Origin of the sequence: Streptomyces nodosus, assembly GCF_008704995.1 — a bacterium.
Classification (GTDB): Bacteria; Actinomycetota; Actinomycetes; order Streptomycetales; family Streptomycetaceae; genus Streptomyces; species Streptomyces nodosus.
On record NZ_CP023747.1, the window covers coordinates 2,330,319 to 2,353,506 of the forward strand.

General features: G+C 71.3%; 19 protein-coding genes. 14 read left to right on the plus strand and 5 right to left on the minus strand.

What is annotated here, in order from left to right; genetic code table 11:
- The first annotated feature begins 43 nt into the window (after positions 1-43).
- The 3 genes from lipA to CP978_RS10620 all read left to right on the plus strand — a co-directional run bounded on the left by lipA (position 44) and on the right by CP978_RS10620 (position 2,300).
- Positions 44-1,033, plus strand: a complete 990-nt coding sequence (gene lipA / locus CP978_RS10610; RefSeq protein ID WP_043439759.1) for a lipoyl synthase — start codon at positions 44-46, stop codon at positions 1,031-1,033.
- Positions 1,034-1,315: 282 nt separating this feature from the next.
- Positions 1,316-1,513 carry an SCO2195 family GlnR-regulated protein gene (locus CP978_RS10615; RefSeq protein ID WP_043448383.1) on the plus strand — a complete coding sequence of 66 codons (198 nt, stop codon included), beginning with the start codon at positions 1,316-1,318 and terminating at the stop codon, positions 1,511-1,513.
- 88 nt (positions 1,514-1,601) lie between these two features.
- Positions 1,602-2,300 carry a DUF4191 domain-containing protein gene (locus tag CP978_RS10620; protein WP_043439761.1) on the plus strand — a complete coding sequence of 233 codons (699 nt, stop codon included), beginning with the start codon at positions 1,602-1,604 and terminating at the stop codon, positions 2,298-2,300.
- 127 nt (positions 2,301-2,427) lie between these two features.
- Here the strand turns inward: CP978_RS10620 and CP978_RS10625 are convergent, their stop codons facing one another.
- Entirely contained in the window at positions 2,428-2,895 is a 468-nt protein-coding gene (locus CP978_RS10625; protein WP_043439764.1) for an RDD family protein, read from the minus strand.
- A gap of 195 nt (positions 2,896-3,090) precedes the next feature.
- Between CP978_RS10625 and glnA the strand changes: the two genes are divergently transcribed.
- From glnA to CP978_RS10650, 5 genes are all read left to right on the plus strand, one after another.
- Positions 3,091-4,500, plus strand: a complete 1,410-nt coding sequence (gene glnA / locus CP978_RS10630) for a type I glutamate--ammonia ligase (protein WP_043439766.1) — start codon at positions 3,091-3,093, stop codon at positions 4,498-4,500.
- 217 nt (positions 4,501-4,717) lie between these two features.
- The gene (gene htpX / locus CP978_RS10635; protein WP_043448384.1) at positions 4,718-5,638 is read left to right on the plus strand and encodes a zinc metalloprotease HtpX; all 921 of its coding nucleotides are present in this window, start codon (positions 4,718-4,720) and stop codon (positions 5,636-5,638) included.
- A 6-nt stretch (positions 5,639-5,644) separates the two neighbouring features.
- A complete protein-coding gene (pspAB, locus tag CP978_RS10640) occupies positions 5,645-6,229 on the plus strand; it encodes a PspA-associated protein PspAB (RefSeq protein WP_043439769.1) in 585 nt (194 codons plus the stop codon).
- Positions 6,230-6,299: 70 nt separating this feature from the next.
- Positions 6,300-7,085, plus strand: coding sequence for an alpha/beta hydrolase (locus tag CP978_RS10645; RefSeq protein ID WP_043439772.1), 786 nt, complete (start codon positions 6,300-6,302; stop codon positions 7,083-7,085).
- Between the two features lie 36 nt (positions 7,086-7,121).
- Positions 7,122-8,327, plus strand: coding sequence for a winged helix DNA-binding domain-containing protein (locus CP978_RS10650; protein WP_043439775.1), 1,206 nt, complete (start codon positions 7,122-7,124; stop codon positions 8,325-8,327).
- 61 nt (positions 8,328-8,388) lie between these two features.
- Here the strand turns inward: CP978_RS10650 and CP978_RS10655 are convergent, their stop codons facing one another.
- Positions 8,389-8,697 carry a hypothetical protein gene (locus tag CP978_RS10655; protein WP_043439778.1) on the minus strand — a complete coding sequence of 103 codons (309 nt, stop codon included), beginning with the start codon at positions 8,695-8,697 and terminating at the stop codon, positions 8,389-8,391.
- 316 nt (positions 8,698-9,013) lie between these two features.
- On the opposite strand from CP978_RS10655, the gene CP978_RS10660 reads away from it, so the two are divergent.
- The 3 genes from CP978_RS10660 to CP978_RS10670 all read left to right on the plus strand — a co-directional run bounded on the left by CP978_RS10660 (position 9,014) and on the right by CP978_RS10670 (position 12,559).
- Positions 9,014-9,709, plus strand: coding sequence for a hypothetical protein (locus CP978_RS10660; protein ID WP_043439780.1), 696 nt, complete (start codon positions 9,014-9,016; stop codon positions 9,707-9,709).
- Positions 9,710-10,138: 429 nt separating this feature from the next.
- Positions 10,139-10,729 (plus strand): winged helix-turn-helix domain-containing protein, encoded by a 591-nt coding sequence (locus CP978_RS10665; protein WP_043439782.1) that lies wholly within the window; start codon positions 10,139-10,141, stop codon positions 10,727-10,729.
- 276 nt (positions 10,730-11,005) lie between these two features.
- A complete protein-coding gene (locus CP978_RS10670; protein ID WP_043439786.1) occupies positions 11,006-12,559 on the plus strand; it encodes a DUF1996 domain-containing protein in 1,554 nt (517 codons plus the stop codon).
- Between the two features lie 105 nt (positions 12,560-12,664).
- Here CP978_RS10670 and CP978_RS10675 read toward each other — a convergent pair whose 3' ends face one another.
- Entirely contained in the window at positions 12,665-13,096 is a 432-nt protein-coding gene (locus tag CP978_RS10675) for a hypothetical protein (RefSeq protein WP_043439789.1), read from the minus strand.
- A gap of 223 nt (positions 13,097-13,319) precedes the next feature.
- Between CP978_RS10675 and CP978_RS10680 the strand changes: the two genes are divergently transcribed.
- Both CP978_RS10680 and CP978_RS10685 read left to right on the plus strand, forming a co-directional pair.
- The gene (locus CP978_RS10680) at positions 13,320-15,281 is read left to right on the plus strand and encodes a hypothetical protein (RefSeq protein WP_043448386.1); all 1,962 of its coding nucleotides are present in this window, start codon (positions 13,320-13,322) and stop codon (positions 15,279-15,281) included.
- Between the two features lie 133 nt (positions 15,282-15,414).
- Positions 15,415-16,101 carry a TetR/AcrR family transcriptional regulator gene (locus CP978_RS10685; RefSeq protein WP_107070379.1) on the plus strand — a complete coding sequence of 229 codons (687 nt, stop codon included), beginning with the start codon at positions 15,415-15,417 and terminating at the stop codon, positions 16,099-16,101.
- Between the two features lie 6 nt (positions 16,102-16,107).
- Here CP978_RS10685 and CP978_RS10690 read toward each other — a convergent pair whose 3' ends face one another.
- Both CP978_RS10690 and pulA read right to left on the minus strand, forming a co-directional pair.
- Positions 16,108-16,464, minus strand: a complete 357-nt coding sequence (locus CP978_RS10690; RefSeq protein ID WP_043439794.1) for a 5-carboxymethyl-2-hydroxymuconate Delta-isomerase — start codon at positions 16,462-16,464, stop codon at positions 16,108-16,110.
- Between the two features lie 137 nt (positions 16,465-16,601).
- Complete coding sequence (gene pulA, locus CP978_RS10695) at positions 16,602-22,031, minus strand: pullulanase-type alpha-1,6-glucosidase (RefSeq protein ID WP_150478195.1); 5,430 nt, start codon at positions 22,029-22,031, stop codon at positions 16,602-16,604.
- Between the two features lie 222 nt (positions 22,032-22,253).
- Between pulA and CP978_RS10700 the strand changes: the two genes are divergently transcribed.
- Complete coding sequence (locus CP978_RS10700; RefSeq protein ID WP_043439795.1) at positions 22,254-23,015, plus strand: GNAT family N-acetyltransferase; 762 nt, start codon at positions 22,254-22,256, stop codon at positions 23,013-23,015.
- The last annotated feature ends 173 nt before the right edge of the window (positions 23,016-23,188 follow it).

Genomic DNA, 23,188 nt, shown 5'->3' on the forward strand with positions numbered 1-23,188 from the left:
TACCCTGGTGTACGCCGAAGAATCGAAGCTACAGGGAGCCGATGTGTCCGCAGTCGCACCCGACGGACGCAAGATGCTGCGCCTGGAGGTCCGCAACAGCCAGACCCCCATCGAGCGCAAGCCCGAGTGGATCAAGACCCGGGCGAAAATGGGTCCCGAGTACACCAAGATGCAGAACCTCGTGAAGAGCGAGGGACTGCACACGGTCTGCCAGGAGGCCGGCTGCCCGAACATCTATGAGTGCTGGGAGGACCGCGAGGCCACCTTCCTCATCGGCGGCGACCAGTGCACCCGGCGCTGCGACTTCTGCCAGATCGACACCGGCAAGCCCGAGGCGCTCGACCGCGACGAGCCCCGCCGGGTGGGCGAGTCGGTGGTCACCATGGACCTGAACTACGCCACCATCACCGGTGTCGCCCGCGACGACCTCGAGGACGGCGGCGCCTGGCTCTACGCCGAGACCGTGCGCCAGATCCACCGGCAGACCGCCGGCCGCGAGGGCGGACACACCAAGGTCGAGCTCCTCGCCCCCGACTTCAACGCGATCCCCGAGCAGTTGGAGGAGGTCTTCTCCTCCCGGCCCGAGGTCTTCGCGCACAACGTCGAGACGGTCCCGCGGATCTTCAAGCGGATCCGCCCCGGCTTCCGCTACGAGCGCTCTCTGAAGGTCATCACCGCCGCCCGCGACTACGGCCTGGTCACCAAGTCGAACCTGATCCTCGGCATGGGCGAGACCCGCGAGGAGGTCGTCGAGGCGCTGCGCCAGCTGCACGAGGCCGGCTGCGAGCTGGTCACCATCACCCAGTACCTGCGCCCGAGCGTCCGCCACCACCCGGTGGAGCGCTGGGTGAAGCCGCAGGAGTTCGTGGAGCTGAAGGAGGAGGCCGAGCAGATCGGCTTCTCCGGTGTCATGTCCGGCCCGCTGGTGCGCTCCTCGTACCGCGCGGGCCGTCTGTACCGGATGGCGATGGACCAGCGCCACGCGGGCGCCGCGCAGCAGGAGGCCGCGCCCGTCGCCTCGCAGGCCGTCTGACGATCCGGCCTCCGCACGGGAACTGGCACCGGGTGCCAGTTCCCGGGTGTGAATCCGCGCACAGGCGCCCACCACCCGGGAACGACCGGAACGACGCGGCTCCGCCCGTCCCCGCAGCTGAGGGACGCGTCGGGGCCGCGTCCGGCTTTGCGGCCCCCGTATCAAGGCTTCACGGGCGTTTGACCGCCCGGTCACGCCCTGGTAACACCGAACAGTGAGCCTGGTACCACGTTCTGTACGACCCTGATCGAGAGCCACCCGATCCGAGGGGGAACCTCCATGCTGCAGGCCGCTCCCGTGCGCGCCACCGCCATTCCGTCGTTCGCCGGTGCACTCCGTGCCATCGAGTCCCTGATCCTGAGCGGCGGTCAGCAGACCGCCCGCCGCAACGCCTGGAACTCCGTTCTGGAGGACCGCCGCCGTGCCAAGGACCGCGTCGAGGCGCAGCGTGTCCTGGAGAGCGCGGCATCGGGCTCCTGACCGCCGCAGGCAGCCCCCGGAGCGGTCCCGCCGCCCCATCGCGGCACTGCCGTCGTCGCCGCTTCCCGGGCCACGTAGACTTCGTGCCATGGCGAGGAAGGAACCGGCAGCGGACGCTGCGAACGCCGGGCGACTGAAACAGATCGTCCTGACCTACAAGATGACCCGCAAGGCCGACCCGAAAATCGGTCTTGTACTCGCGGCTGTCGGAATCGTCACCTTCGGTGTCTTCCTCGCGATCGGTTTCTTGATCGGTCACCCCATCTATCTCGGCATCCTGGGCCTCCTGCTCGCCTTCCTCGCGACGGCGATCGTCTTCGGACGCCGGGCGGAACGGGCCGCCTTCGGCCAGATGGAGGGCCAGCCGGGCGCCGCCGCGGCCGTCCTGGACAACATCGGCCGGGGCTGGACCACCACTCCGGCGGTCGCGATGAACCGCAGCCAGGACGTGGTGCACCGCGCGGTCGGCAAGGCCGGCATCGTGCTGGTCGCGGAGGGCAACCCCAACCGGGTCAAGAGCCTGCTGGCCGCCGAGAAGAAGCGGATGGCCAGGGTCGTCGCCGACGTACCGGTGCACGATGTGCTCGTCGGCACGGGCGAGGGCCAGACCCAGCTGAAGAAGCTGCGTACCACGATGCTGAAGTTCCCCCGGGTGCTGTCCGGCCCCCAGGTGACCGCGACCAACGACCGGCTGCGGGCGATGGGCGACCTGATGAGCAACATGCCCCTGCCGAAGGGTCCGCTGCCGAAGGGGATGCGGATGCCCAAGGGCGGCCGTATGCGGTGACACCGCGACCACGCTCGCCGAACGGTCGGGCCCGGGGAACCTGGACGGTTCCCCGGGCCCTCGGCTTTTCCCGGGTGTGCCCGGCTGTGTTCCCGGGGTGTCTCAGATGAAACGGACCTCGGGTGTGTCAGATGCGGACCTCGACCGTCCTCGCCACCCGGTCGTGCAGGCCCCTGCCGTCGCGGTCCCAGATCAGCGCCGGAACGGCCAGGCAGAGCAGGACCGTGCGGGCCAGGACGCGCAGCGGGGCGACCCGGCCGGTGTCCACCGCCACCACCCGCAACCCGAACAGTCGCTTGCCGGGGGTGAACCCGACGGTGCCGACCGTCAGGATGCTGAGCACGAAGAAGACGAGCAGGGCCCAGTTCCCGGTCGCCTGGTCGTATCCGTCGCTCAGCAGGCCGTATGCGATCAAGAGGCACAGCCCCCAGTCGACGGCGAGGGCTCCGATGCGCCGGCCCGGGCGGGCGATCGAGCCCGGCCCCTCCTGTGGAAGACCGAGCTGCTCTCCCCGGTGTCCGAGGTCCGCCCCGGCCTCCTCGATGGCCGCGCGGGGACCGGAGAGCCACGATCCGATTGCTTGCCTGTTGTCCACCCGTCCACGGTACTGCGCCCGCTTCCGGCTCCAGGGAGGAGGGGTCTTCCGGACACGCGCCGGTTAACCTGGGAGAAACAAACGGGTCACGCCCGGGAAATCCCTCGTCTTTATGGTCGGCTGGAGCGCGCCACCGAACTGGCCGCACCAACGAACTACCATCCCGGCACGGACGGTCGGGAGCAGGAGGGCTGGATGTTCCAGAACGCCGACGAAACCAAGAAGTTCATCGCGGACGAGGACGTCAAGTTCGTCGACATCCGTTTCTGCGACCTGCCGGGCGTCATGCAGCACTTCACGGTGCCCGTCGAGGCGTTCGACCCGGACGAGGAGCTGGCCTTCGACGGATCCTCGATCCGCGGCTTCCAGGCCATTCACGAGTCCGACATGGCGCTGCGCGCGGACCTGGCGACCGCCCGGGTCGACCCCTTCCGCCGCGACAAGACGCTGAACATCAACTTCTTCATCCACGACCCGATCACGGGCGAGCAGTACTCCCGTGACCCGCGGAACGTGGCGAAGAAGGCCGAGGCCTATCTCGCCTCCACCGGGATCGCCGACACGGCGTACTTCGGGCCCGAGGCCGAGTTCTACGTCTTCGACAGCGTCCGCTTCGCCACCAGCGCGAACGAGTCCTTCTACCACATCGACTCCGAGGCCGGCGCCTGGAACACGGGCGCCGTCGAGGACAACCGTGGGTACAAGGTCCGTTACAAGGGCGGCTACTTCCCGGTCCCGCCGGTCGACCACTTCGCCGATCTGCGCGCCGAGATCTCTCTGGAGCTGGACCGGAACGGCCTGAAGGTCGAGCGCCAGCATCACGAGGTGGGCACCGCGGGCCAGGCCGAGATCAACTACAAGTTCAACACGCTGCTCGCCGCCGCCGACGACCTCCAGCTCTTCAAGTACATCGTGAAGAACGTCGCCTGGCGCAACGGCAAGACCGCGACCTTCATGCCGAAGCCGATCTTCGGCGACAACGGTTCGGGCATGCATGTCCACCAGTCGCTGTGGAGCAACGGCGACCCGCTGTTCTACGACGAGGCCGGTTACGCGGGCCTCTCGGACATGGCCCGCTACTACATCGGCGGCATCCTCAAGCACGCCCCGGCGCTGCTGGCCTTCACCAACCCGACGGTGAACTCCTACCACCGCCTGGTGCCGGGCTTCGAGGCGCCGGTCAACCTGGTGTACTCGCAGCGCAACCGGTCCGCGGCGATGCGTATCCCGATCACGGGCTCCAACCCGAAGGCCAAGCGTGTCGAGTTCCGCGCGCCCGACGCCTCCGGCAACCCCTATCTGGCGTTCTCCGCCCTGCTGCTCGCGGGCCTGGACGGCGTCAAGAACAAGATCGAGCCGGCCGAGCCGATCGACAAGGACCTCTATGAGCTGGCTCCCGAGGAGCACGCCAATGTGGCGCAGGTCCCGACCTCGCTCGAGGCCGTCCTCGACGCCCTCGAGGAGGACCACGAGTTCCTTCTCCAGGGCGACGTCTTCACCCCGGACCTGATCGAGACCTGGGTCGACCTCAAGCGCACCACCGAGATCGCCCCTCTGCAGCTGCGTCCGCACCCGCACGAGTTCGAGCTCTACTTCGACGTGTGAGCCGGCCCGGCCGGCCTCGTTCTCCGGCCCGGTGCTCCCGTGGAGCCCCCGTCACCCTGGTGGCGGGGGCTCCGTCGCGTCCTGCGGCCCCGAAGGAGGGCTCCAGGGAGACTCTTTGCCCATCGTGGAGGCGTTCGGGACCGGCTCATGGGTGGGGATGGGAGCACAATGGGGGTGGGACGAGTGCCTTACTGACGGGTACTGCGGGGTGATGCAGATGCGGAGCCGGTTCCGGAGCGATCGGCGGCTGACCGTGCGGATGACGGTCACGCTGTTCCTGCTCGGTTTGCTGTATGTGGCGTTCGTCGCCGCGTTGATCGCGTTGCTGAAGTCCTGGGTGCTGGTCGTCGTGATCGCGGCGCTGGCGCTGGGCGCGCAGTACTGGTTCTCGGACCGGATCGCGCTCTACGCGATGCACGGGCGGATCGTGGAGCGGGAGGAGTACCCGCAGCTGCACGGGGTGATCGACCGGCTGTGTGCCGTGGCGGACATGCCCAAACCGCTCGTCGCCGTGTCCGGTATGGACATGCCGAACGCGTTCGCCACCGGACGCAATCCCGATCACGCCGTGGTGTGTGTGACCACCGGGCTGTTGCGGCGGCTGGAGCCGGACGAGCTGGAGGGTGTGCTCGCGCACGAACTGTCCCACGTCGCCCACAAGGACGTCGCGGTGATCACGGTGGCGTCGTTCCTCGGGGTGATCGCGGGGCTGGTCGTCCGGTTCGCCTTCTACTCGGAGCTCTTCGGGCGGGGCCGCAGGGACCAGAACACGGTGGTCGTGCTGGGCGCCGTCATGGGGGTCTCGGCGCTCGTCTACGCGATCAGCTTCCTGCTGATCCGGGCGCTGTCCCGGTACCGGGAGCTGGCCGCCGACCGGGCGGCCGCCCATCTGACCGGGCGTCCCTCGGTGCTGGCCTCCGCGCTGACCAAGGTCACCGGGGACATCTCCCGTATCCCGACGCGGGACCTGCGCACCGCACAGGCCTTCAACGCCTTCTACTTCACCCCCGCCTTCGGCGCCGAGCCGGGCCTGTCCCGTCTCTTCTCCACCCACCCGACCCTGGAGCAGCGGCTCGAGCAGCTCGCCCGTATCTCCACGGAACTGGGCGAGGCGGCGGCGCCGGGAAAGGCGGGCTGAGCGCAGATGGGATTCCTCGACATCCTGTTCGGTCGCACCAAGCCCGTGGCGCCCGACCTCGACCAGCTCTTCGCCCTGCCCTCGGCGGCGATCACGCTGGAGGCCGCGGCCGGGTTCACCCCGACCGGGACCGGAGCGGTCTGCTTCGCCACCGTCGAGGGCGGTGCCTTCGCCGAGACCAACCGCGAGGTGCAGGCGCTCCTCGACGCGGACACCGACCGCACCGGACCGCCCGTCGAGCTGCAACGGGACGACTACGGGTACTCCTGGCTGGTGTCCCGCCGTACGCCCGAGCAGCTGACCGCGCTGGTCAACGATCTGCACGCGGTGAACAGCGCGATGGAGGTCAACGGTTTCGGACCGCAGCTGCTGTGTTCGACGGCCTGCTTCGAGGACGGGCGCGGGCGGCGGCTGGCCCTGGTGTATCTCTACAAGCGCGGCACCTTCTACCCCTTCGCGCCGCTCGCCGAGCAGGGCGAACGGCGCGACAACCCGCTGGAACTGCAGATCAAGGCGGTGCTCGCCGACGATCTGCGGATCGAGCAGGACCTCGGCCGCTGGTTCCCGATCTGGGGCGCCCCCGGCCTGTGACCCCTTCCGGTGCACCGGGAACCCGGCGGAACCCGCACCGGCGCGGCCCCCGCCGTGCGTGAATGGGCGCATGAGCCGACTCTCCTCCTTCTCGTACGACGCACAGGAACTCCCCCGGGTCTCCGGGCCGCCCGCTGCGGTCGCTCCCGCCGGTGAGCAGCTGAGCGGTGTGTACGGCGACGGCGCCCGGCCGGGCGCGGCCACCGCGGTCGTCCTGCACGGGGCGGGCACCGGCAGCACGCGTCGGCTGCTGCCGCTCCTGGAGGACTTCGTCGCCCGCGGCTGTCACGGGCTGGCCTTCGACTTCTCCGGGCACGGCGCCAGCACGGGCCGGACGGCCGAGCTGAGCCTGCAAAGGCGCTTCGAACAGGCGGTCGGCGTGATCGACGCGCGGGCCCCGGCGGACGGCCCGCTGGTCCTGGTCGGCTTCAGCATGAGCGGGCAGACCGTCGCGGATCTCGCCCGGCACTACGGGCGGCGCGTGGTGGCCATCGGGCTGTGCGCTCCCGCGGTGTACGCGGCGGCGGCATGGACCGTCCCGTTCGGCGACGGAACCGGCCGCTTCACCCGGATCCTCCGTACCCCGGAGAGCTGGCGCTCGGCTCCCGCGCTGGAGGCGCTGCGGGCCTACGAGGGCCGCGCGGTACTGGCGGTGCCGGGGACGGACGCGGTGATCCCGGGGGCGGTGACCACGGCGATCGCGGCGGCGCTCACCGCGCGCGCCGCGTTCACCCGTCTCGACCTCCCCGACGCGGACCATGCCCTGGGCCTCTGGTTCCGCGACCACCCCGAGGACCGTACGCTCTTCGTGGACGCGGTGCTGACGGACGGGGTCCGAGCGGCCGGCGGTACGTAGCGCGCGTCCGGGCGAACCGGGGGCTCAGGAGGCGGCATGGGCGGGCGGCAGCGGCACATCGGAGTGGCGGAGCGCCGGGACCGGCTCGCACTGCGGCACCGGCTGACCGCTCCGGCGCGGGCGGCGACGCCCGAGGAGGTCGCCGGATCACTGGTCGCGCTGCACGGCACGGACCCGGCCACCGTCCATCTGGCGGTCGCGGCGCGGCTCGCGGACGCGGGCAGCACCGTGGCGGAGGTCGAGCGGGCGCTGTACGAGGACCGGACGCTGGTGCGGATGCACGGCATGCGGCACACCGTGTTCGTGTTCCCGACCGGGCTGGCGGCCGTGGTGCACGCCTCGACGGGACTGGCGATCGCGGTGAAAGCGCGGGCCGGGCTGATCAAGAACATGGCGGCCGGGAGCGACGGCCGTCTCACGGCGGAGTGGCTCGCGGAGGTGGAGGCCTCGGCGCTGGCCGCGCTGGCCCGGCGCGGCCAGGCCACGGTCAGCGAACTCGCTCTGGACGAACCGCGTCTGAAGGAGCAGTTCATCTATGGGGCGGGCAAGAGCTACCAGGCCCCGCACACGGTGTCCTCGCGGCTGATGCGGGTGCTGGGCGTCGAGGGCCGGGTGGTGCGCGGCCGCCCCCTGGGCACATGGACCTCGTCGCAGTTCCGCTGGGCGGTCGCCCCGCCCCATCCCGAGCTGCCGCCCGCCGAGGCCCAGGAGAAGCTGCTGCGCCACTGGTTGGCGGCCTGCGGACCGGCCACGGAGGCGGACCTCAAGTGGTGGACGGGCTGGCGGGTCACGGATGTACGCCGGGCGCTGGCCGCGATCGACGCGGTACCCGTGACTCTCGACGGCGGGGCGACGGGGTATGTGACGGCCGGCGACGAGGAACCGGTGGTGCCCCGGGACGAGCCCTGGGCGGCCCTGCTCCCCGCCCTGGACCCCACGGCGATGGGCTGGCAGGAGCGTGACTGGTATCTCTCTCCCGATCTGCGTCCGGCCCTGTTCGACCGCAGCGGCAATGTGGGCCCGACGGTGTGGTGGAACGGACGGGTGGTCGGGGGCTGGGCCCAGCGACCGGACGGCGAGGTGGTGTGGCATCTGCCGGCGCCGGAGGGCCTCGGCCGCGAGGAGCGCGCGCTGATCGGTGCGGAGGCGTCCCGGCTCTCCTCATGGCTGGGCGGCACCCGGGTCACACCCCGCTTCCGGACGCCGCTGGAGAAGCAGTTGTCCGACCCTTCGGACGGCTGAGTGCGGGAGCCGTCGGGGCCGGGCCTCCGGGCGCCCCTGGACGGGGCGCCCGGGCCGGGCCTCAGTGGTGGTCGCACATCAGCGCGCGCACCATCCGGCAGGTCGTGTCCGACGGCGGGTGCACCCCGATCCGCGCGGCGGTGCTCCGTATCGTCTCGTCGCGCGCCTGGCGCGGCGTGTACACCCCGGAGTCGAGCAGGGCGATCGCCAGACGCATCGCCTTGAGGCGCCGGTTGTGCGTGACGTACCACTCGCGCTCCCGCCCCCGCGGGAGCGGCCGTTTGGCCACCGGGGCGTACGGCAGATCCAGCGGCACGGGTCTGCGGGCGGTGGACTGAGTCGGCTTCGGCTTGGTTGCGGCAGCGGGCACAGGCATCCTCCTGTCGCGGTCGGAAAGCCCCCGGGAAGCCCCGGCAACTTCCTCGAACAGTGCTTCCATTTTACCGCCAAGCACTGACAAAAGCCGCTGGCTGCAAGGGATTTGAACAGGTCCGTGACCCCTGTCGCCGACGACCCGGAAGGGGCGGTGCGGGGCACGTCCTCGCGTCGGCCACCGACTCCCCTGTGAGGCGGGTCACTCGGGCAACCGGTGTGACCGATGAGTAACTCCGTCCGGCGGCCCGTACCTAGCGGCGTACCCATCGCGTCCGGCCGTCGGTGAGGGCGGCCGGGGACAGGAGGCGCGTATGTCGCGCAGGAGAACTCTCAGTTCCAGGAAGAAGATCGCACTGCTGGCCGGTGCCGTCGCCGTGGCCGGCGGTGGGGCGTTCGCCTTCGCGGCGAACTCGAACGCGGCCAATGTGGAGAACGCCGCCACCTCGGTGGTGTGCCAGGGGCTCGCCACCGCGCTCGGCAACAACGAGTCGTTCATCGCCGAGCAGCGGGCCGCCCCGGACGCCCAGTCGGCGGCGCGGATCGCCAACCGGGAGGAGGTCGTCGCCGAGATCAAGCGCAAGCAGGAGGCGTCCGGCTGCCAGGTCGGGGAGTCCATCCGGGCGGACGGCTCGGCGCAGAACGGCGGCGGTGCGCAGGCCGGGGGGGCGGCTCAGGACTCCCAGGCCACACAGCCCGCCTCGGAGACGACGGCGCCCTCGGACGACGCGGGCAGCACCGGGAACGGCGCGGACGCCTCGGCTCAGCAGGTCTGCCAGGGCTCCACGGTGACGCTCTCCGGTGAGGGCGGCGCCCCGGCCGCGTCCAGCAACCAGTTCCCGTCGGGGACGAAGCTGAGGGTCACCAACCTGGACAACGACAAGGTGACCACGGTCACCGTCACCTCGGTCTCCGGAAGCTGTGTGCTGCTCAACGACGCGGCCTTCGAAGAGGTCCGTGAGCCCGGTAAGTTCCTGATCCGCCGGGCCCTGATCGAGAAGGTGGGCTGAGGCCGGCGCCCCGGGACTTCCACCGCTCGCAGCCGTGAGCGGCGGTCCCGTACGCTCCCGAGCGCAGCGCGGCGGCGCTCGGGAGCGTTCCTGTGCCTCCCCCCGGAGGCGTTCCCCGGTGGCCGGGGAGCGTCCGTCCTGTGAGAGGAACCTGATGCCGAACCGGCGTGTCTGCTTCAATGGAGGCATGGCAGGCTTCCGGAAGTACAGCGCGACGGGTCATCAGGACCTCGAGCCCTTCTGGCCCTCCCGTCAGCACCATGACTTCGACCGGGTGTGTTGTCGCACGAGGAACGCGCGGGCCCTCTAAAGCCGTACATCCCGGCCTTCGGCCAGCGCGTAAGACGTACGTCCCCGACGGCCCCGACCACGAACTCGTCGGTCGTCGGTCCCCCTGACGGACTTCTCGCGCGAAAGAGCTGACCTCTCATGGCGACGACTCGTTCTCTTCCGACCGCTCCCCTCGACACCCCGGCCGCGCCCGCGGACGGCTCCCCCCGCTTCCGGCTGCGCGCCGTCGACCCGGGCGAGACCGTCGATGTCACGGACTTCCTGCCGCCGGGTGCCACCTGGCTTCCGGCGCCCCAGCACGCCTTGCCCCGGCTGCCGGGCCGGCCTCCGATGATCGGCTATCTGGTGCTCGTCCCGGCCGACGGACAGGCGCCGTTCCCGCCGGTCGGGCCAGCCGGCGCGCACGGCGCCGAGGCGCACCAGGACCGCGACGGCGCCCCGCTCATCCGGATCGACACCGCACGACGGGCCGCCGAGGTGGACGGGCGGCCGCTGGATCTGACGTATCTGGAGTTCGAACTGCTGGCCCATCTGGTGGCGCACCCGCACCGGGTGCACACCCGCGACCAGTTGGTGACCACCGTGTGGGGCTATGGACACGTCGGGGACGGGCGCACCGTGGACGTCCATGTCGCCCGGCTGCGGCGCAAGCTCGGCGCCGAGCACCGCACATCGATCCAGACGGTGCGGCGCGTGGGCTACAAGTACGCGCCGCCCACCGGCCGCTGACGCCCGCCCCGCCGCCCCCGGCTGCCGATGGCCCCCGTCCGGGGGTGGCGCAGGGCCGGTCCGACACCGCGTTCGCCACCCAACTCGTCACCTGGGAACGGGTGATCGCCGAGGGGACGAACAGGGCGCGTTCCGACGGCGATTCATGAACGGTCGTCGAACCCGCCCCAAGTTTTTCGGAGCTTTCTGAACGCCTCATGGGCCTCCTCCGTATGAGAGGGCACCCGCTTCACCCTGTCGGGCGCCTCCGCCCCGAAAGGAAGTCAGAGGAGTTCCATGGGACGCAACACACGTAAACGCCGTATGCCGCTGGCAGCCAAGGCCGTGGCCGCCTCGGCTGCCCTAGCACTCGGCGGGGGCGGGCTGGTCTGGGCAAACTTCTACGCATCCGCGGACGAGTCGGACAGCAATGCGGCAGGCACCCAGGCGCAGGCCGTGAGTGCGCAGGTCGCGACCATCTCGTGCCCGGACGTGGGGCAGTCGCTGACCAGCGTGCCGGATCAGGCCCGTGTCGAGGTCGACGGTGAACTGGCCACCCTGGACCAGCAGATCACCGACGCCTATCAGCGACTGGCGACCACCCGGGACGCGCAGGGCAAGGATGCGAGCTTCGTCCAGAACTCCATCCTCCAGCCGCTGAAGGACCGCCGGAAGGTGATCCTCGACCGCATCACCCTGGAGATCAACCGGGCGGGCGGCAAGGCCCCCACCGACATGGACGCCCTCGCCGGCTGCACCGGCACCCCGGCCACCGGGACGACCGACGCAGGCCCGGACGACGGCGGCCAGGGCGACGGTGGTCAGAGCGACGACGGTCAGCAGGACGGCGGCCAGCAGGACGACCAGAACAACGGTGGTCAGGACAACGGCGGCGGCCAGGACGACGGTCAGCAGGTCATCGGCGGTCAGGCCGGAAACGGGCCGGTGGCGGCGGACTTCGTGGACATCACCAAGGTCCAGCGCAACGTCGCCGCGAAGCCGCGGAAGAACCGCAACGCCTCCACCGGCACCTTCACCACGCGCTGCGGTGTGAACGCCAACGGCAACCACAACACCGACAATGTGATCGTGGCGCCGGGCGTGGCCAACGGCGCCCACCATCTGCACGACTACGTCGGCAACCAGAAGATCGACGCGTTCGCGGGCAACGACACCTTCCTCGACGGCGGCACCAGCTGCCAGAACAAGGACGACCTGTCGGCCTACTACTGGCCGGTGGTCCGGGTCCAGGACGGCACCCAGGACTTCGACCAGGACGCGGACGGCGGTGGCAAGGAGGGCAATGTCGGCCGGATCCTGAAGCCCGTACAGGCCCAGATCAAGTACGTCGGCAGCCCGACGGGCAAGGTCGTCGCGATGCCGCAGTTCCTGCGCATCATCACCGGTGACGCCAAGACCACCACCAACGGCCTGGCGAACGCCAACGCGCACTGGAGCTGCACCGGCTTCGAGAACAAGGTCCAGCTGACCGAGCAGTACCCGATCTGCCCGCGGGGCAGCCAGATGGTCCGTACGTTCGCCTTCCAGAGCTGCTGGGACGGGCAGAACACCGACAGCGCCAACCACCGCACCCATGTGGCCTTCGCCGACAAAGCCGGCAACTGCCCGAGCGGTTTCAAGGCGATCCCCCAGCTCACGATGCGCCTGGTCTACAACGTGCCCCGGCCGTCCGTCCAGGACGGCGTGGTGAAGAACGCCTATGCGGTGGACGGTTTCCCGGAGCAGCTGCACAAGGCGCACACCGATCACGACGACTTCATCGCCGTGACGAAGGGCAACCTGGCGAACAAGATCGCCAACTGTCTCAACTCCGGCCGCGCCTGCAAGTGAGGCGCCCGGTGGACACCCGGTGACGCACTGAGCCGGTGAGACAAGAAGGAGGCCGGTGGCGGGAGATCCCGCCACCGGCCTTCGTCGTGCGCCGCCCGCCGCGGCTCAGCCGCCGTGACCTGCGTGGGCGCTGTGGTCGGTGCCCACCTCCACATCGCCGCCGAGCGTGCCGCGCAGCGCCTCGACCACCTTGTCCTCGCCGACGGCGACCCACTTGCGGCCCACCAGATAGTGACCGCCGTAGTCCTTGGCGTCGTTGATCCACTCGCGCTGGCCGCGGTCGGTGGCGAAGGTCGCGAGGACGAACTCACCGTAGGTGTTCTTGCACAGGCCCTGGCGGATCTCGTCGGCGTCCGTCTGGATGTCGGGCGTGCACTTCACATCCGCCGCAAGGTGCTCCAGGCTGCCGGTCGCGGTCGCCGGCACCTCGGCCCGGGAGCCGCCCGCCCCGTCCGACCCGCCCGATCCGGCGCAGCCGCTCAGGGTCAGCAGGGCGACGACCGCACCGGCCGTCAGCTTCTCGCGCGTCCACCTCATGTATTCCTCCGGTCGTTCCGGCCGTACCGCCAGGAGCCCCGTCAGGGTCCCGCCCTTCCCTACGGCTGCGACGCCTCCCGTGCTCAAACGGAGTCCCCGGCCGCCCCCTGGATCACGCCCTCGACGTATGACGTCTGCCGGTGGATCCGGAGCATCGGCCGCCGGGCAAAGGGCGCGGGACCGTCGCGAGGTGACCGACCGCGGTCTCGCTCGTTGGCACGATGTGCAGTCACAGGATGTCGCCCCGCACCCTACTTCGGCCTCCGGGAGGGCAGTCGACGCCGAGCGGGCCGAAGCCGCGCTCGACGGGCACTATCCCCGGCTGGTCCGGATCGCCCATCTGATCCTGCCGCCGGGCCTCGGGCGCGACCGGCGGGTGCTGCTCGCGCACGCCCTCACCCAGCGGGCGCTGCCCCGCGAGCGCCCCTCCGTGTCCCTGCTCCCCGCCCAGGGGCGTGCCCGCGCCCGAGGGTCGCACCGCTCACGCGGAGCCGAGAGCGGGCGGGCCGCCGGAAGCGGCGACGGCGGGTATGCCTCGCTGCGGCTGAAGGTGGTGCGTACGGCGCTGGAGGCGGCCGGGCCACGGCGGCGCACGGCCTGGCCGAAGCGGTCACAGCTGCCGCCGCTGCTGCCCCGGGTGTGGGGCCTGAGGCTGCTGCCGTTCCCGGGCGGCGGCGAGGAACTCGCTCTGGACCGGCGGCTGTCGGCGCTCTCCGCACCGGCCCGCGCCGCCTGTGCCCTGCACACCCTGGAGGGGCTCTCCGAGGACGCCGTGCGGGGGCTGCTCACCACGGCGGGTGTGCCGGACCCGGCGGCAGCCGTACGCGAGGCCGCCCGGGTGCCCGGGCAGGACGCGCTGCTCCGCTCCCCCGCGTTCGACCCCTGTGCGCTGCGGGCACGGCCGACCGATCCGGTGCGGCGCCGACGGTACGCCGGGGCCGCGCTCGCCGCAGCCGCGGCCGTCACGGTGTGCGGCGCGCTGCTCGCGCTGTCCGGCGGGGGCTGGGGTCCGGACGGCGGCGCCGCGCCCTTCTCGGAACAGAACCAGGCCGCCCTGGATCCGGCCAGGGTGACCATGGTCCCGGCCACCGCATGGAAGACCTCGGCGCGCACCGACTTCTCCGTGTGGCCCGCGCGCGGCGACCTCACCGGTGACCGGGCGCTGCTGCGCCGGGCGCTCGCCGCCTGGGCGCGGCCGGGCCGGTCCGTGCAGGTCTCGGCGACCCCGGGCACCCCCTCGGGCGCCCCGGCCGGACCGCCGCAGCTGCTCTACGCCGGCCGGGCGGACGCCGCACATGTGGTGATCTTCTACGACGGTCTGCGCCTCGCGCGCTATGCCGAGCCGGCGGACGGCACCGGCGGTGCCGCGCTCGACTTCGCCCGGGTCGACGGGGCGAGCGGCGCCGAGGCGGACGCCGTGGTGCTGGCCCGCGCCGACGGCGATGTCCGCTATCTCACGGCGCCCTGGGTGACCAGGGCGGCCGGGCGTGACCTGGTCGAGCCCTCCTCCGAGGCATCGGACCTGGGCCCCTCGAAGGGTGTGACGGCGCCGCTGGCCACCGGTCCGGCCGACCGGAACGGATCGTGCTCGTCCTGGCATGCGCTGGAGCTCACCGACGGTGCGGGCACCCATCTGCTCACCGACCTCGGGGAGCTGACGCCCGCTCATCTCACCGTGGGTTCACCGACGGCGCCGCGGGAGGCGTCCGGGGCCGCGGAGCTGCGCACCTGGTCGCCGTTCGCCTGCTCGCTCGCGGCGGTGCGGTCGGGGGGCGTGCGGTCCGTGAACGCCTGGGAGTACGCGCGCCAGGACCTGCCCGACGCCTCCGGGGCGGCGACCTGGGTGTGCACCCGGGCGGACACCTGGCGGGGCGGCGGGACGCGGGTGCTGGCGCAGTTCCACACCCCCGGCGGCCGGTACGGCGCGGTGGCGGCCGAGGCCGAGGACGTGACCGCGTGCGGCACCAGGGATCCCCATGTGCTGGCGGGTGTGCTGTGGAAGTCGGCGGGGGGTGCCTGGTATCTGCTCGCCGCGGGGAACGAGGACGTCACCTCGATCAGGGCGTCCGACGGGGTCGACGGTTCGGCACACGGGAATCTGCTGACGGTGCGGACGAAGCAGGGAGCCCGGGCCCGGCTCGACGGCACGGTGGCGGACGGCGGGACGGTCAAGGGGTTGCGCTGAGCCGGGCACCGCACGGGCAGGGACGGCAGCTGTCAGGACCCCGCGCACCCATCGGGAAACCTGTGCGCTGCGGGTGAACACCCCTGGCGGGTCCGGCCCGTTCGAGGCCGGAATCAATCGGTAAAGTGTTCGCATGGCAACCGGGGTGCGCCGCCGTATGGGAGTCGACGAGCGGCGGCAGCAGTTGATCGGCGTCGCGCTCGAACTGTTCAGCCGGCGCTCCCCCGACGAGGTCTCCATCGACGAGATCGCGTCGGCCGCCGGTATCTCGCGGCCCTTGGTCTATCACTACTTCCCCGGCAAACTCAGCCTCTACGAGGCTGCGTTGACGCGTGCCTCGGAGGATCTGGCGGACCGGTTCACGGAACCGCGGGAAGGTCCGCTGGGGGCGCGGCTGCTGCGGGTGATGCATCGGTTCTTCGACTTCGTGGACAGCCACGGTCCCGGTTTCTCGGCGCTGATGCGCGGCGGTCCGGCCGTCGGCTCCTCACGGGCCAATGCCTTGATCGACTCGGTGCGCCAGGCCGCCTATGTCCAGATCCTTTCGCATCTGAGGGTCCAGGACCCGCCCGCCCGGCTCGAACTGGTGATCCGCTCCTGGATCTCGCTGGTCGAGGCGACGGCGCTGATCTGGCTGGAGGGCCGACGGATACCGCGCCGTGAGCTGGAGGTGCAGTTGGTGCACGACTTCGCGGCGCTGGCGGCGGTGAGCGCCGCACACGACGCCGAGATGGCGGAACTGCTGCGCGCCGCCCTGCGGGACGAGCCGGGCCACGGGCCCTTCGGCGACCTGGTCGCCCGGCTGATCGCCCTGGCCTGACGGCCGTCAGCCCTCGAACTTGCGGTAGGAGGGATCGAGGTCCCGCACCTCCGCGGACGCGTGCAGCACCAGCCCCTCGGCGGGCTTCACATACTGCCGCAGCAGCTCCACGGCCGCCTCGGTGAGCCGGGCCTTGGTCTCCTCGGTGCGTCCGGCCATCAGCCCCAGGGCGATGTGCACGATCGCATGCCCCTCGGGGTCCGCGCCGACCGTGGTGTCCTCGATGCGGCGGAACCGCGTCTTGCACGCCTCGATGCGCGCGGCCGCGATCTCGACCACCTCGGCGTGCAGCGCCGGGGCGAACCCGCGCCGGTCGAAGGCGTCCTCCAGCTCGGCGGAGTAGTCGATGGTGATCTGCGGCATGGGAACCCCTGTTCTCCGGTTGTCCTCGACGGACCACCCAGCCTAGGGGGTGTCCGACGACCCGCCGGTTCCCCGGAGCACGGCGCGGTGGGGGCGGACCCGGAGTCCCGGGCCCGCCCCCACCGCCTCTGATCCCGCTACCGCGTGCCGCGGGCGAAGACCGCCACGGTGCGGGCCGGCACGGTGAAGGTGCCGGAGGAGGCCCGGTACGAGGAGCCCTTGACGACCTGGTCCGCGCCCGCAGCCTGCACCGGGTGCAGCGCATAGCCCTTCCCCGCGAGGGCGGTGACCGTCTGCGCCTGCTGCTGCGGTGTCGCATTGAGGACGACGACCAGATCACCCAGCTCCATGGTGATCACGCCGGGCGTCTCGGCCCTCCCGGAGAGCGGGAAGGACAGCTTCGACTGCACCTGCCCGGCGGTCGCGAGGGAGAAGACCGGCTCGGTGGTGCGGATCCTCAGCAGGTCCCGGTACGCGGCCGAGGCACCGTCGATCTGCTCGCATCCCACCCCGACGGAGGTCAGCAACGGCTTGGCATAGGCCCACTTGGACCGGTTGTCGGCCGCCGGTGGCAGTCCGCGCCCGAAGCCGTTGCCGTCCCGGCAGTCCCAGTGGACGGCGTTGAACCAGTCGCCGCTGTCATAGGAGTTGCGGTCCAGCGACTTGGAGCGCAGCAGGTCGGACCCGGCCTGGGAGAGGGACGGACCCTGCGAGAGGGTGGCCGTGGCCATGGCGAGCACCTGCATACGGGCCCGGTCGGACGCCGAGGTGCCCTGGGGCAGCTTGAAGGCGAGGGCGTCGAACAGCGACTCGTTGTCGTGCGCGTCGGCGTAGGCGAGGGCGTCCCCGGGGGCGTCCGCGTAGCCGGCGGGCGAGCCGTTGTAGTCGACCTGGGCGCCGGTGACCTCCTTGCCGTCGGTGCCGGTGAAGCGGTACGCGGCGAGACTGCCGCTCAGGCCGACCTTGACGAGGTCCTGGTAGTGCAGCAGCCGGGCCCGCTGCTCGGCCGGGGTGCCGTTGGCCGTGGAGCCGTTGGGGTCGGTGAAGAGGCCGGAAGCGAAGCCCTGGACGCCGGGGTCGTCGTCGAAGGGGCCGCCGCCGCGCACCGCGTCACGGGCCCGGTCCGAGAAGGTCGCGATGCCGGTGCCGGCCATGTTCTGCTGGGTGGCCTGCACAAAGCGGGCGTCGTCCGCGACCTCGCCGAAGTTCCAGCCCTCGCCATAGAGGATGATCTTCTTTCCGTCGACGCCGTCCTTCGCCGGGGTCAGGGCGTCGAGGGCCTTGCGCACAGCGAGGATGTTGGCCTTGGGGTGGTGCCCCATCAAGTCGAAGCGGAAGCCGTCGACCTTGTACTCCTTGGCCCAGGTGACGAGGGAGTCCACCACCAGCTTGCCCATCATCGCGTTCTCGGGTGCGGTGCCCGCACAGCAGGTGCTGTTCGCCACCGAGCCGTCGGCGAGCAGCCGCTGGTAGTAGCCCGGCACGATCCGGTCGAGCACGGAGGTGTCGGCCTGGCCGCTCGCCGCGGTGTGGTTGTAGACGACGTCCATGACGACCCTGAGGCCGTCCTCGTTGAGCGCCTTGACCATCGAGCGGAACTCGACCGTGCGGCGGGTGCCGTCGGGGTCGGTGGCGTAGGAGCCCTCCGGGACCGTGTAGTGGTACGGGTCGTAGCCCCAGTTGTAGGCGTCCTCGGCGGCGGTCGCGGCCACGCACTCCTGCTGCTTCTCGGAGTCGGCGGCATAGGAGGCGAGGTCGCAGCCGGGGGTGGCCTGCTCGGACTTCTTCTCGGGGACGGTCGCGATGTCGAACACGGGCAGCAGATGGACGTAGGAGGTGCCCGCCTTCGCCAGCTCCCGCAGATGCCGGGATCCGGCGCTGTTCTTGTCGGTGAAGGCGAGATAGGTGCCCCGGTCCTTCGCGGGGACCGTCGGGTCGGCCACCGAGAAGTCCCGGACGTGCAGTTCCTGGATCTGCGCGTCCCTGAGCGGCACGGCCGGGGGCTTGGCCAGGGTGGCCCAGCCGCCGGGGGCGAGGGACCTGTCGTCGAGGTCGACGATCAGGCTCCGCTTCGAGTCGGTGGTGAGGGCGACCGTATAGGGGTCGGTGACCTTGTTGGTGACGATCTTGCGGACGCCGGGCGCCCACACCGTCACCGCATAGCGGTAGGGCTTGTTCTTCCAGGACGCGGGCCCGGTGACGGACCAGACGCCGGTGCGGTCGTCACGCTTCATGGCGACCGTGGACCCGCCGAGCTCCAGCGCCACCTTCTGCGCGGTCGGCGCCCAGACGGCCAGCGTGGGGCGGCCGCCCCGGAAGGTCGGCCCGAGGTCCGCCCCGGTCGCGTCGTACAGGTCGTCCAGAACACCGGCGATCTGGACGCCGGTGGCCGCCAGCACCGCGCCATTGGCCGCCCGCTGGGAGGCCACGAGCTGTCCGCCGAGGGACCCGCGCACCCGGTCGCGGTCGCGCGGGTCCACGGACCAGGCCGCATAGTCCTTCAGATGCGGGAACTTCGCCTTCTGGGCGTCGGTGAGCGTGGTCCTGGTCAGGCGCAGCCAGCGCTCGTCGTCACCGGTGAGCGTCCCGTCCTGGACGGTGATCGAGCCGTCGTGGGAGGAGAGCAGCTGGGTGGAGGCGGCGCCCTCGACGCCGTTCCAGGCGACCGTGTTCCGGTCGATCCAGACGGCCTTGGAGGTGTTCAGGTCCAGCGCGGCGGCGTTACCCGCGGGCTGGGGCAGCAGCGGGCTCTGCTCGCCGTTCAGCAGCCACACCTCATGGCCCTGGGCCGTGAGATCGAGCGACTGGTCGGACGGGAGGTCCTTCTCGTCGCCCTTGTGGAGGATGTAGCTGAGAGCCTCGGCTCCCGCGGCGAGCGGCACCTCGAAGACCGCGCCGTAGGCGTCGGTGCGCACCGGCTTCAGGGGCGCGGACCAGTCGGTGGGGTCGGCGGCGCCGGTCCAGACATGGAGGCCCCAGCCGGCGTAGACGCCGTCCGCGCGGTGGTAGTGCAGGACCGCCCTGGTGGTGCCCTGCGCCGGGTAGTCGTCGGCCGGCCTCTCGGTGCGGACGGCCTCCTTGCCCTCCTCGACCCAGACCTCGCCGGTCGCGGTGACATCGATGGTGCGGTCGGCGGAGACGTCCTTGGTGCCGTTCTTGTCGACGACCAGGAAGCCGACGTCAAAGGCGCCCGGCTTGAGCTTGACATAGGCGAAGGCGCCATAGGCGTCACGGCCGATGAAGGGGTGGCTCCGGGGCCAGTCCGTGGCCTCGCCCTCGGCCAGGTCGCCCCAGGCGTACAGGCCCCAGTCGGCGTAGTCGCCGTCGGCGCGCCGGTAGTGGACGATCACATGGTCGCGGGAGGAGGCGGTGGGGACCTCCGGCGCGGGCGGGGTGCCGGTGGTGCCGGCGGCCGTGACACTCGCGGTACGGCCCGCCGAGTCGATCACGACCGCCTTGTAGCGCAGGGCGGTTCCGGCCGGTACGTCCGTGCCGATGGTCTGGGTGACCTTGTACGGGGCGTGGTCGGCGGAGCCGAGGGTCCGCCACGGCCCGTTGCCGGTCTGCGCGGCGAAGACGACCCGGTTGAGCTGCCCGCCCCCGACGTTCGCCGAGATCTCCACGGTGCCGGTGGCGCCCGCGTCCGGAGCCCCGAGGGTGATCGTGGGCTTCGCGGCGGGGGAGCCGAGCCGGGCCGCGGCCTTGAGGACGACGGCGGATCCGGCGGGCACGGTGACGGTGACCCGCTTCCCGGCGTCGCTGCGCACCGAGTCGTTCGTCCCGTGGATGCCGCGGAACGTCGTTCCGGCCGATCCGGTCGGGAAACTGACCGTCTTCTTGTCGTCCGCGTTGTTGAAGGCGACCAGGTACTCGGTACCGTCGGTCCCCGTGCGGGAGAAGGCGTAGACGCCGGGGCCGTCGTCGGCGTAGCGCTCGGTCTGGACCCCGTCCGCCAGCGCGGGGTTGTCCTTCCGCAGCTTGGACAGGGCGCTGATCTGCCGGTAGAGCGGGGCGCCCGGGTCGTAGGCGTCGCTCGCATGGGTGCGGTCGGTGCCGATCTCGTCGTCGTCCAGATAGTCCGCGACCCTGGAGGCGAACATCGTCTGGCGGGCGTCCTTGTCCCCGCCGGAGCCGGTGAAGCCCTGCTCGTCGCCGTAGTAGACGACCGGGTTGCCGCGGCTGAGGAACATCAGTTCGTTCGCCAGCCGGTCCTTCTTCAGCAGTGCGGCGCCGGACGCCCCGGGGTTGTCCTGCTTGAGGAAGTACCCGATCCGCCCCATGTCGTGGTTGCCGAGAAAGGTGACCTGCTCATAGGCGTTGGCCTTGTCGGTCGTGTACTTGTAGTCGTCACGGAAGACATCGGCGAGACTCCGCGCGCTGCCGCCCTGGGATGCGTACCGGCGGGCCGCCTCCTGGAAGGGGAAGTCGAGCGTGGCGTCGAGGCGCCCCTGGGTGACATAGGGCGCGGTGACCGAGGTGTCGGAGGAATAGACCTCGCCGAACATGAAGAAGTTCTTCCGGCCGTGCGCGGCGGCATAGGCGTCGAGCGCCGTCGCCCACTGCGTCCAGAACTCCATGTTCACATGCTTGACGGTGTCGATCCGGAAGCCGTCGACGCCGAAGTCCCCCACCCAGCGCTGGTAGATCTTCTCCATGCCCTCGACGACCTCGGGACGCTCGGTCCACAGGTCGTCCAGACCGGAGAAGTCGCCGTGGCCCGCGGACTCACCGGCGAAGGTGGAGTCGCCGCGGTTGTGGTACATCGTCGGGTCGTTGAGCCAGGAGGGGACCTTGACGTCCTGCTGCGCGGCGGGCACGACGGGGGTGCGCGGGAAGGAGCGGGCGTCGACGGCCGGGAAGCGGCGGGAGCCGTCGGCGTAGTCGGCGTCGTCGAAGGGCCTGCCGTCCTTGGTCAGATACGGGAAGGCGCCCTTGGAGAGATAGCCGTAGGAGTTCTCCCGGTAGTCGACGACATCGGCGGTGTGGTTGGTGATGACGTCGAAGAAGACCTTCATGCCCTTGGCGTGCGCCGTGGAGATGAGGGTGCGCAGATCGTCGTTGGTGCCGAAGTGCGGGTCGACCCGGGTGAAGTCGGTGATCCAGTAGCCGTGGTAGCCGGCCGAGGCCTCGTCGCCGGTGCCCTGGACGGGCCGGTTCTTGAAGATCGGGGCCAGCCAGACGGCCGTGGTGCCCAGGCCCTTGATGTAGTCGAGCCGCTTGGTCAGGCCCTTGAGGTCGCCGCCCTGGTAGAAGCCCTTGTCGGTGGGGTCATAGCCGGTGGTCAGGCGCGAACCGGTCAGCCCGCCGCGGTCGTTGGCGGTGTCACCGTTGGCGAAACGGTCCGGCATCACGAAGTAGAACTGCTCGCGGGTGCTGTCGTGCCGGGCGGGCTCGGCCGCGAGCCGGGCGTCGGACGGGGGCGCGGGCGGTGCGGCGGCCCGGGCCGCGAGGGGCGGCAGCAGGGCGGCGGCGAGCGCGGCGGCGGTCACCACCGCGACGCGTCCGGTCCGCGGTGCGCGGCCCCCTGGGGTGCGGCGCGTCCAGGGCGCCGGCCATCTCGGTATCACAGGCGTGAACTCCTTGCGATGAAAGCTCAATCGGGGTTCGACCCCACGCCGCGGCATCGGCAACACCGCCGGGCGCCCGCGCGACCGTATCGCCGCCGAAAGGCTTTCAGCAAGAGTCTTGAAATTCACGGCAAGCACTTGCACCGTCCATCGTGACGGGCCGTCCGCTCGGCGTCGACATGTCGTGAGCGGCCGTGGTTCCCGGCTGTCTACGCTCCCCCCATGCCGAACTCGGAGCTCCAGCGGATCAGTTCCTTCGTCCGGGCCTTCGCCCGCCGCCAGGCCGCGCGCACCGTCGATCTGCCGGGCGGGTTCGCGGTGTACGACGAGGCGTTGGCGCACTCCCGCGTGAACAACCAGGTCGTCCTCGGCACGGCCGTCGATCCCGAGGCACTGCCCGCCCTCCTGGAGGAGGCGCTGGGCCATCTGCCGTACCGGCTGGTCTCCGTCCTGGACGACGAGGTCGGCAAGGGGTGCGCGGAGCCACTGACCCGGGCCGGATACGTCCACTCCGTCCATCTGGTGATGCTGCACTCGGGCCCCGTACCGACCGGCGGGCGCGCGGAGGAGGTGGACCTCGACGCGCTGCGCGCCCCGCTCACCCGGCGCTGGCGGTCCTTCCTCCCGGAGGTCGACGACGAGGTCCTGCACCAGCTCGTCGAGCGGCGTGCGGTCCGTCGCCGCGGGGCGGACATCGTGCGGTTCCTCGGTGCCCGCACCGAGGAGGGCGAGGTCGCCTCCTGGGCCGACCTCTATGCGGACCCGGCGACCGGCACGGCCCAGATCGAGGACCTGGTCACCGCCGAGGCCCACCTCGGACGCGGTTACGCCGACGCCGTCCTGAGCACCGCCCTGCGCCTGGCCGCCGACGAGGGCTGCACCACCCGGTTCCTGACCGCCGACGCGGCGGACTGGCCACGGCACTGGTACGAGCGCCGCGGCTTCTCCGCCGTCGGCCGCGCCCACTGCTTCGAACGCGGCTGACCGGCGACGCCGGGGCGGGGGTCCCTCGCGCACGGCCGGCAGCGGACGTGTCACCGTGGGCCGGGGCGCGGACAGCCCCCGGTGGCCCGGCGAGTCCGACACCCGCCTCAGTCCCCGGCGGAACCCCGACACCCGGCGACGCCCCGCGGAACGACCCTCACCCGGCCCGGTGA

Coding starts and splice junctions, on each gene's coding strand:
- CP978_RS10650 (WP_043439775.1), top strand. CDS start 7,122: ATGGGCGGGCGGCAGCGGCACATCGGAGTGGCGGAGCGCCGGGACCGG.
- CP978_RS10675 (WP_043439789.1), bottom strand. CDS start 13,096: ATGAGGTGGACGCGCGAGAAGCTGACGGCCGGTGCGGTCGTCGCCCTG.
- pspAB (WP_043439769.1), top strand. CDS start 5,645: ATGGGATTCCTCGACATCCTGTTCGGTCGCACCAAGCCCGTGGCGCCC.
- CP978_RS10665 (WP_043439782.1), top strand. CDS start 10,139: ATGGCGACGACTCGTTCTCTTCCGACCGCTCCCCTCGACACCCCGGCC.
- CP978_RS10620 (WP_043439761.1), top strand. CDS start 1,602: ATGGCGAGGAAGGAACCGGCAGCGGACGCTGCGAACGCCGGGCGACTG.
- htpX (WP_043448384.1), top strand. CDS start 4,718: ATGCGGAGCCGGTTCCGGAGCGATCGGCGGCTGACCGTGCGGATGACG.
- CP978_RS10670 (WP_043439786.1), top strand. CDS start 11,006: ATGGGACGCAACACACGTAAACGCCGTATGCCGCTGGCAGCCAAGGCC.
- CP978_RS10660 (WP_043439780.1), top strand. CDS start 9,014: ATGTCGCGCAGGAGAACTCTCAGTTCCAGGAAGAAGATCGCACTGCTG.
- CP978_RS10685 (WP_107070379.1), top strand. CDS start 15,415: ATGGCAACCGGGGTGCGCCGCCGTATGGGAGTCGACGAGCGGCGGCAG.
- CP978_RS10700 (WP_043439795.1), top strand. CDS start 22,254: ATGCCGAACTCGGAGCTCCAGCGGATCAGTTCCTTCGTCCGGGCCTTC.
- CP978_RS10690 (WP_043439794.1), bottom strand. CDS start 16,464: ATGCCGCAGATCACCATCGACTACTCCGCCGAGCTGGAGGACGCCTTC.
- CP978_RS10645 (WP_043439772.1), top strand. CDS start 6,300: ATGAGCCGACTCTCCTCCTTCTCGTACGACGCACAGGAACTCCCCCGG.
- glnA (WP_043439766.1), top strand. CDS start 3,091: ATGTTCCAGAACGCCGACGAAACCAAGAAGTTCATCGCGGACGAGGAC.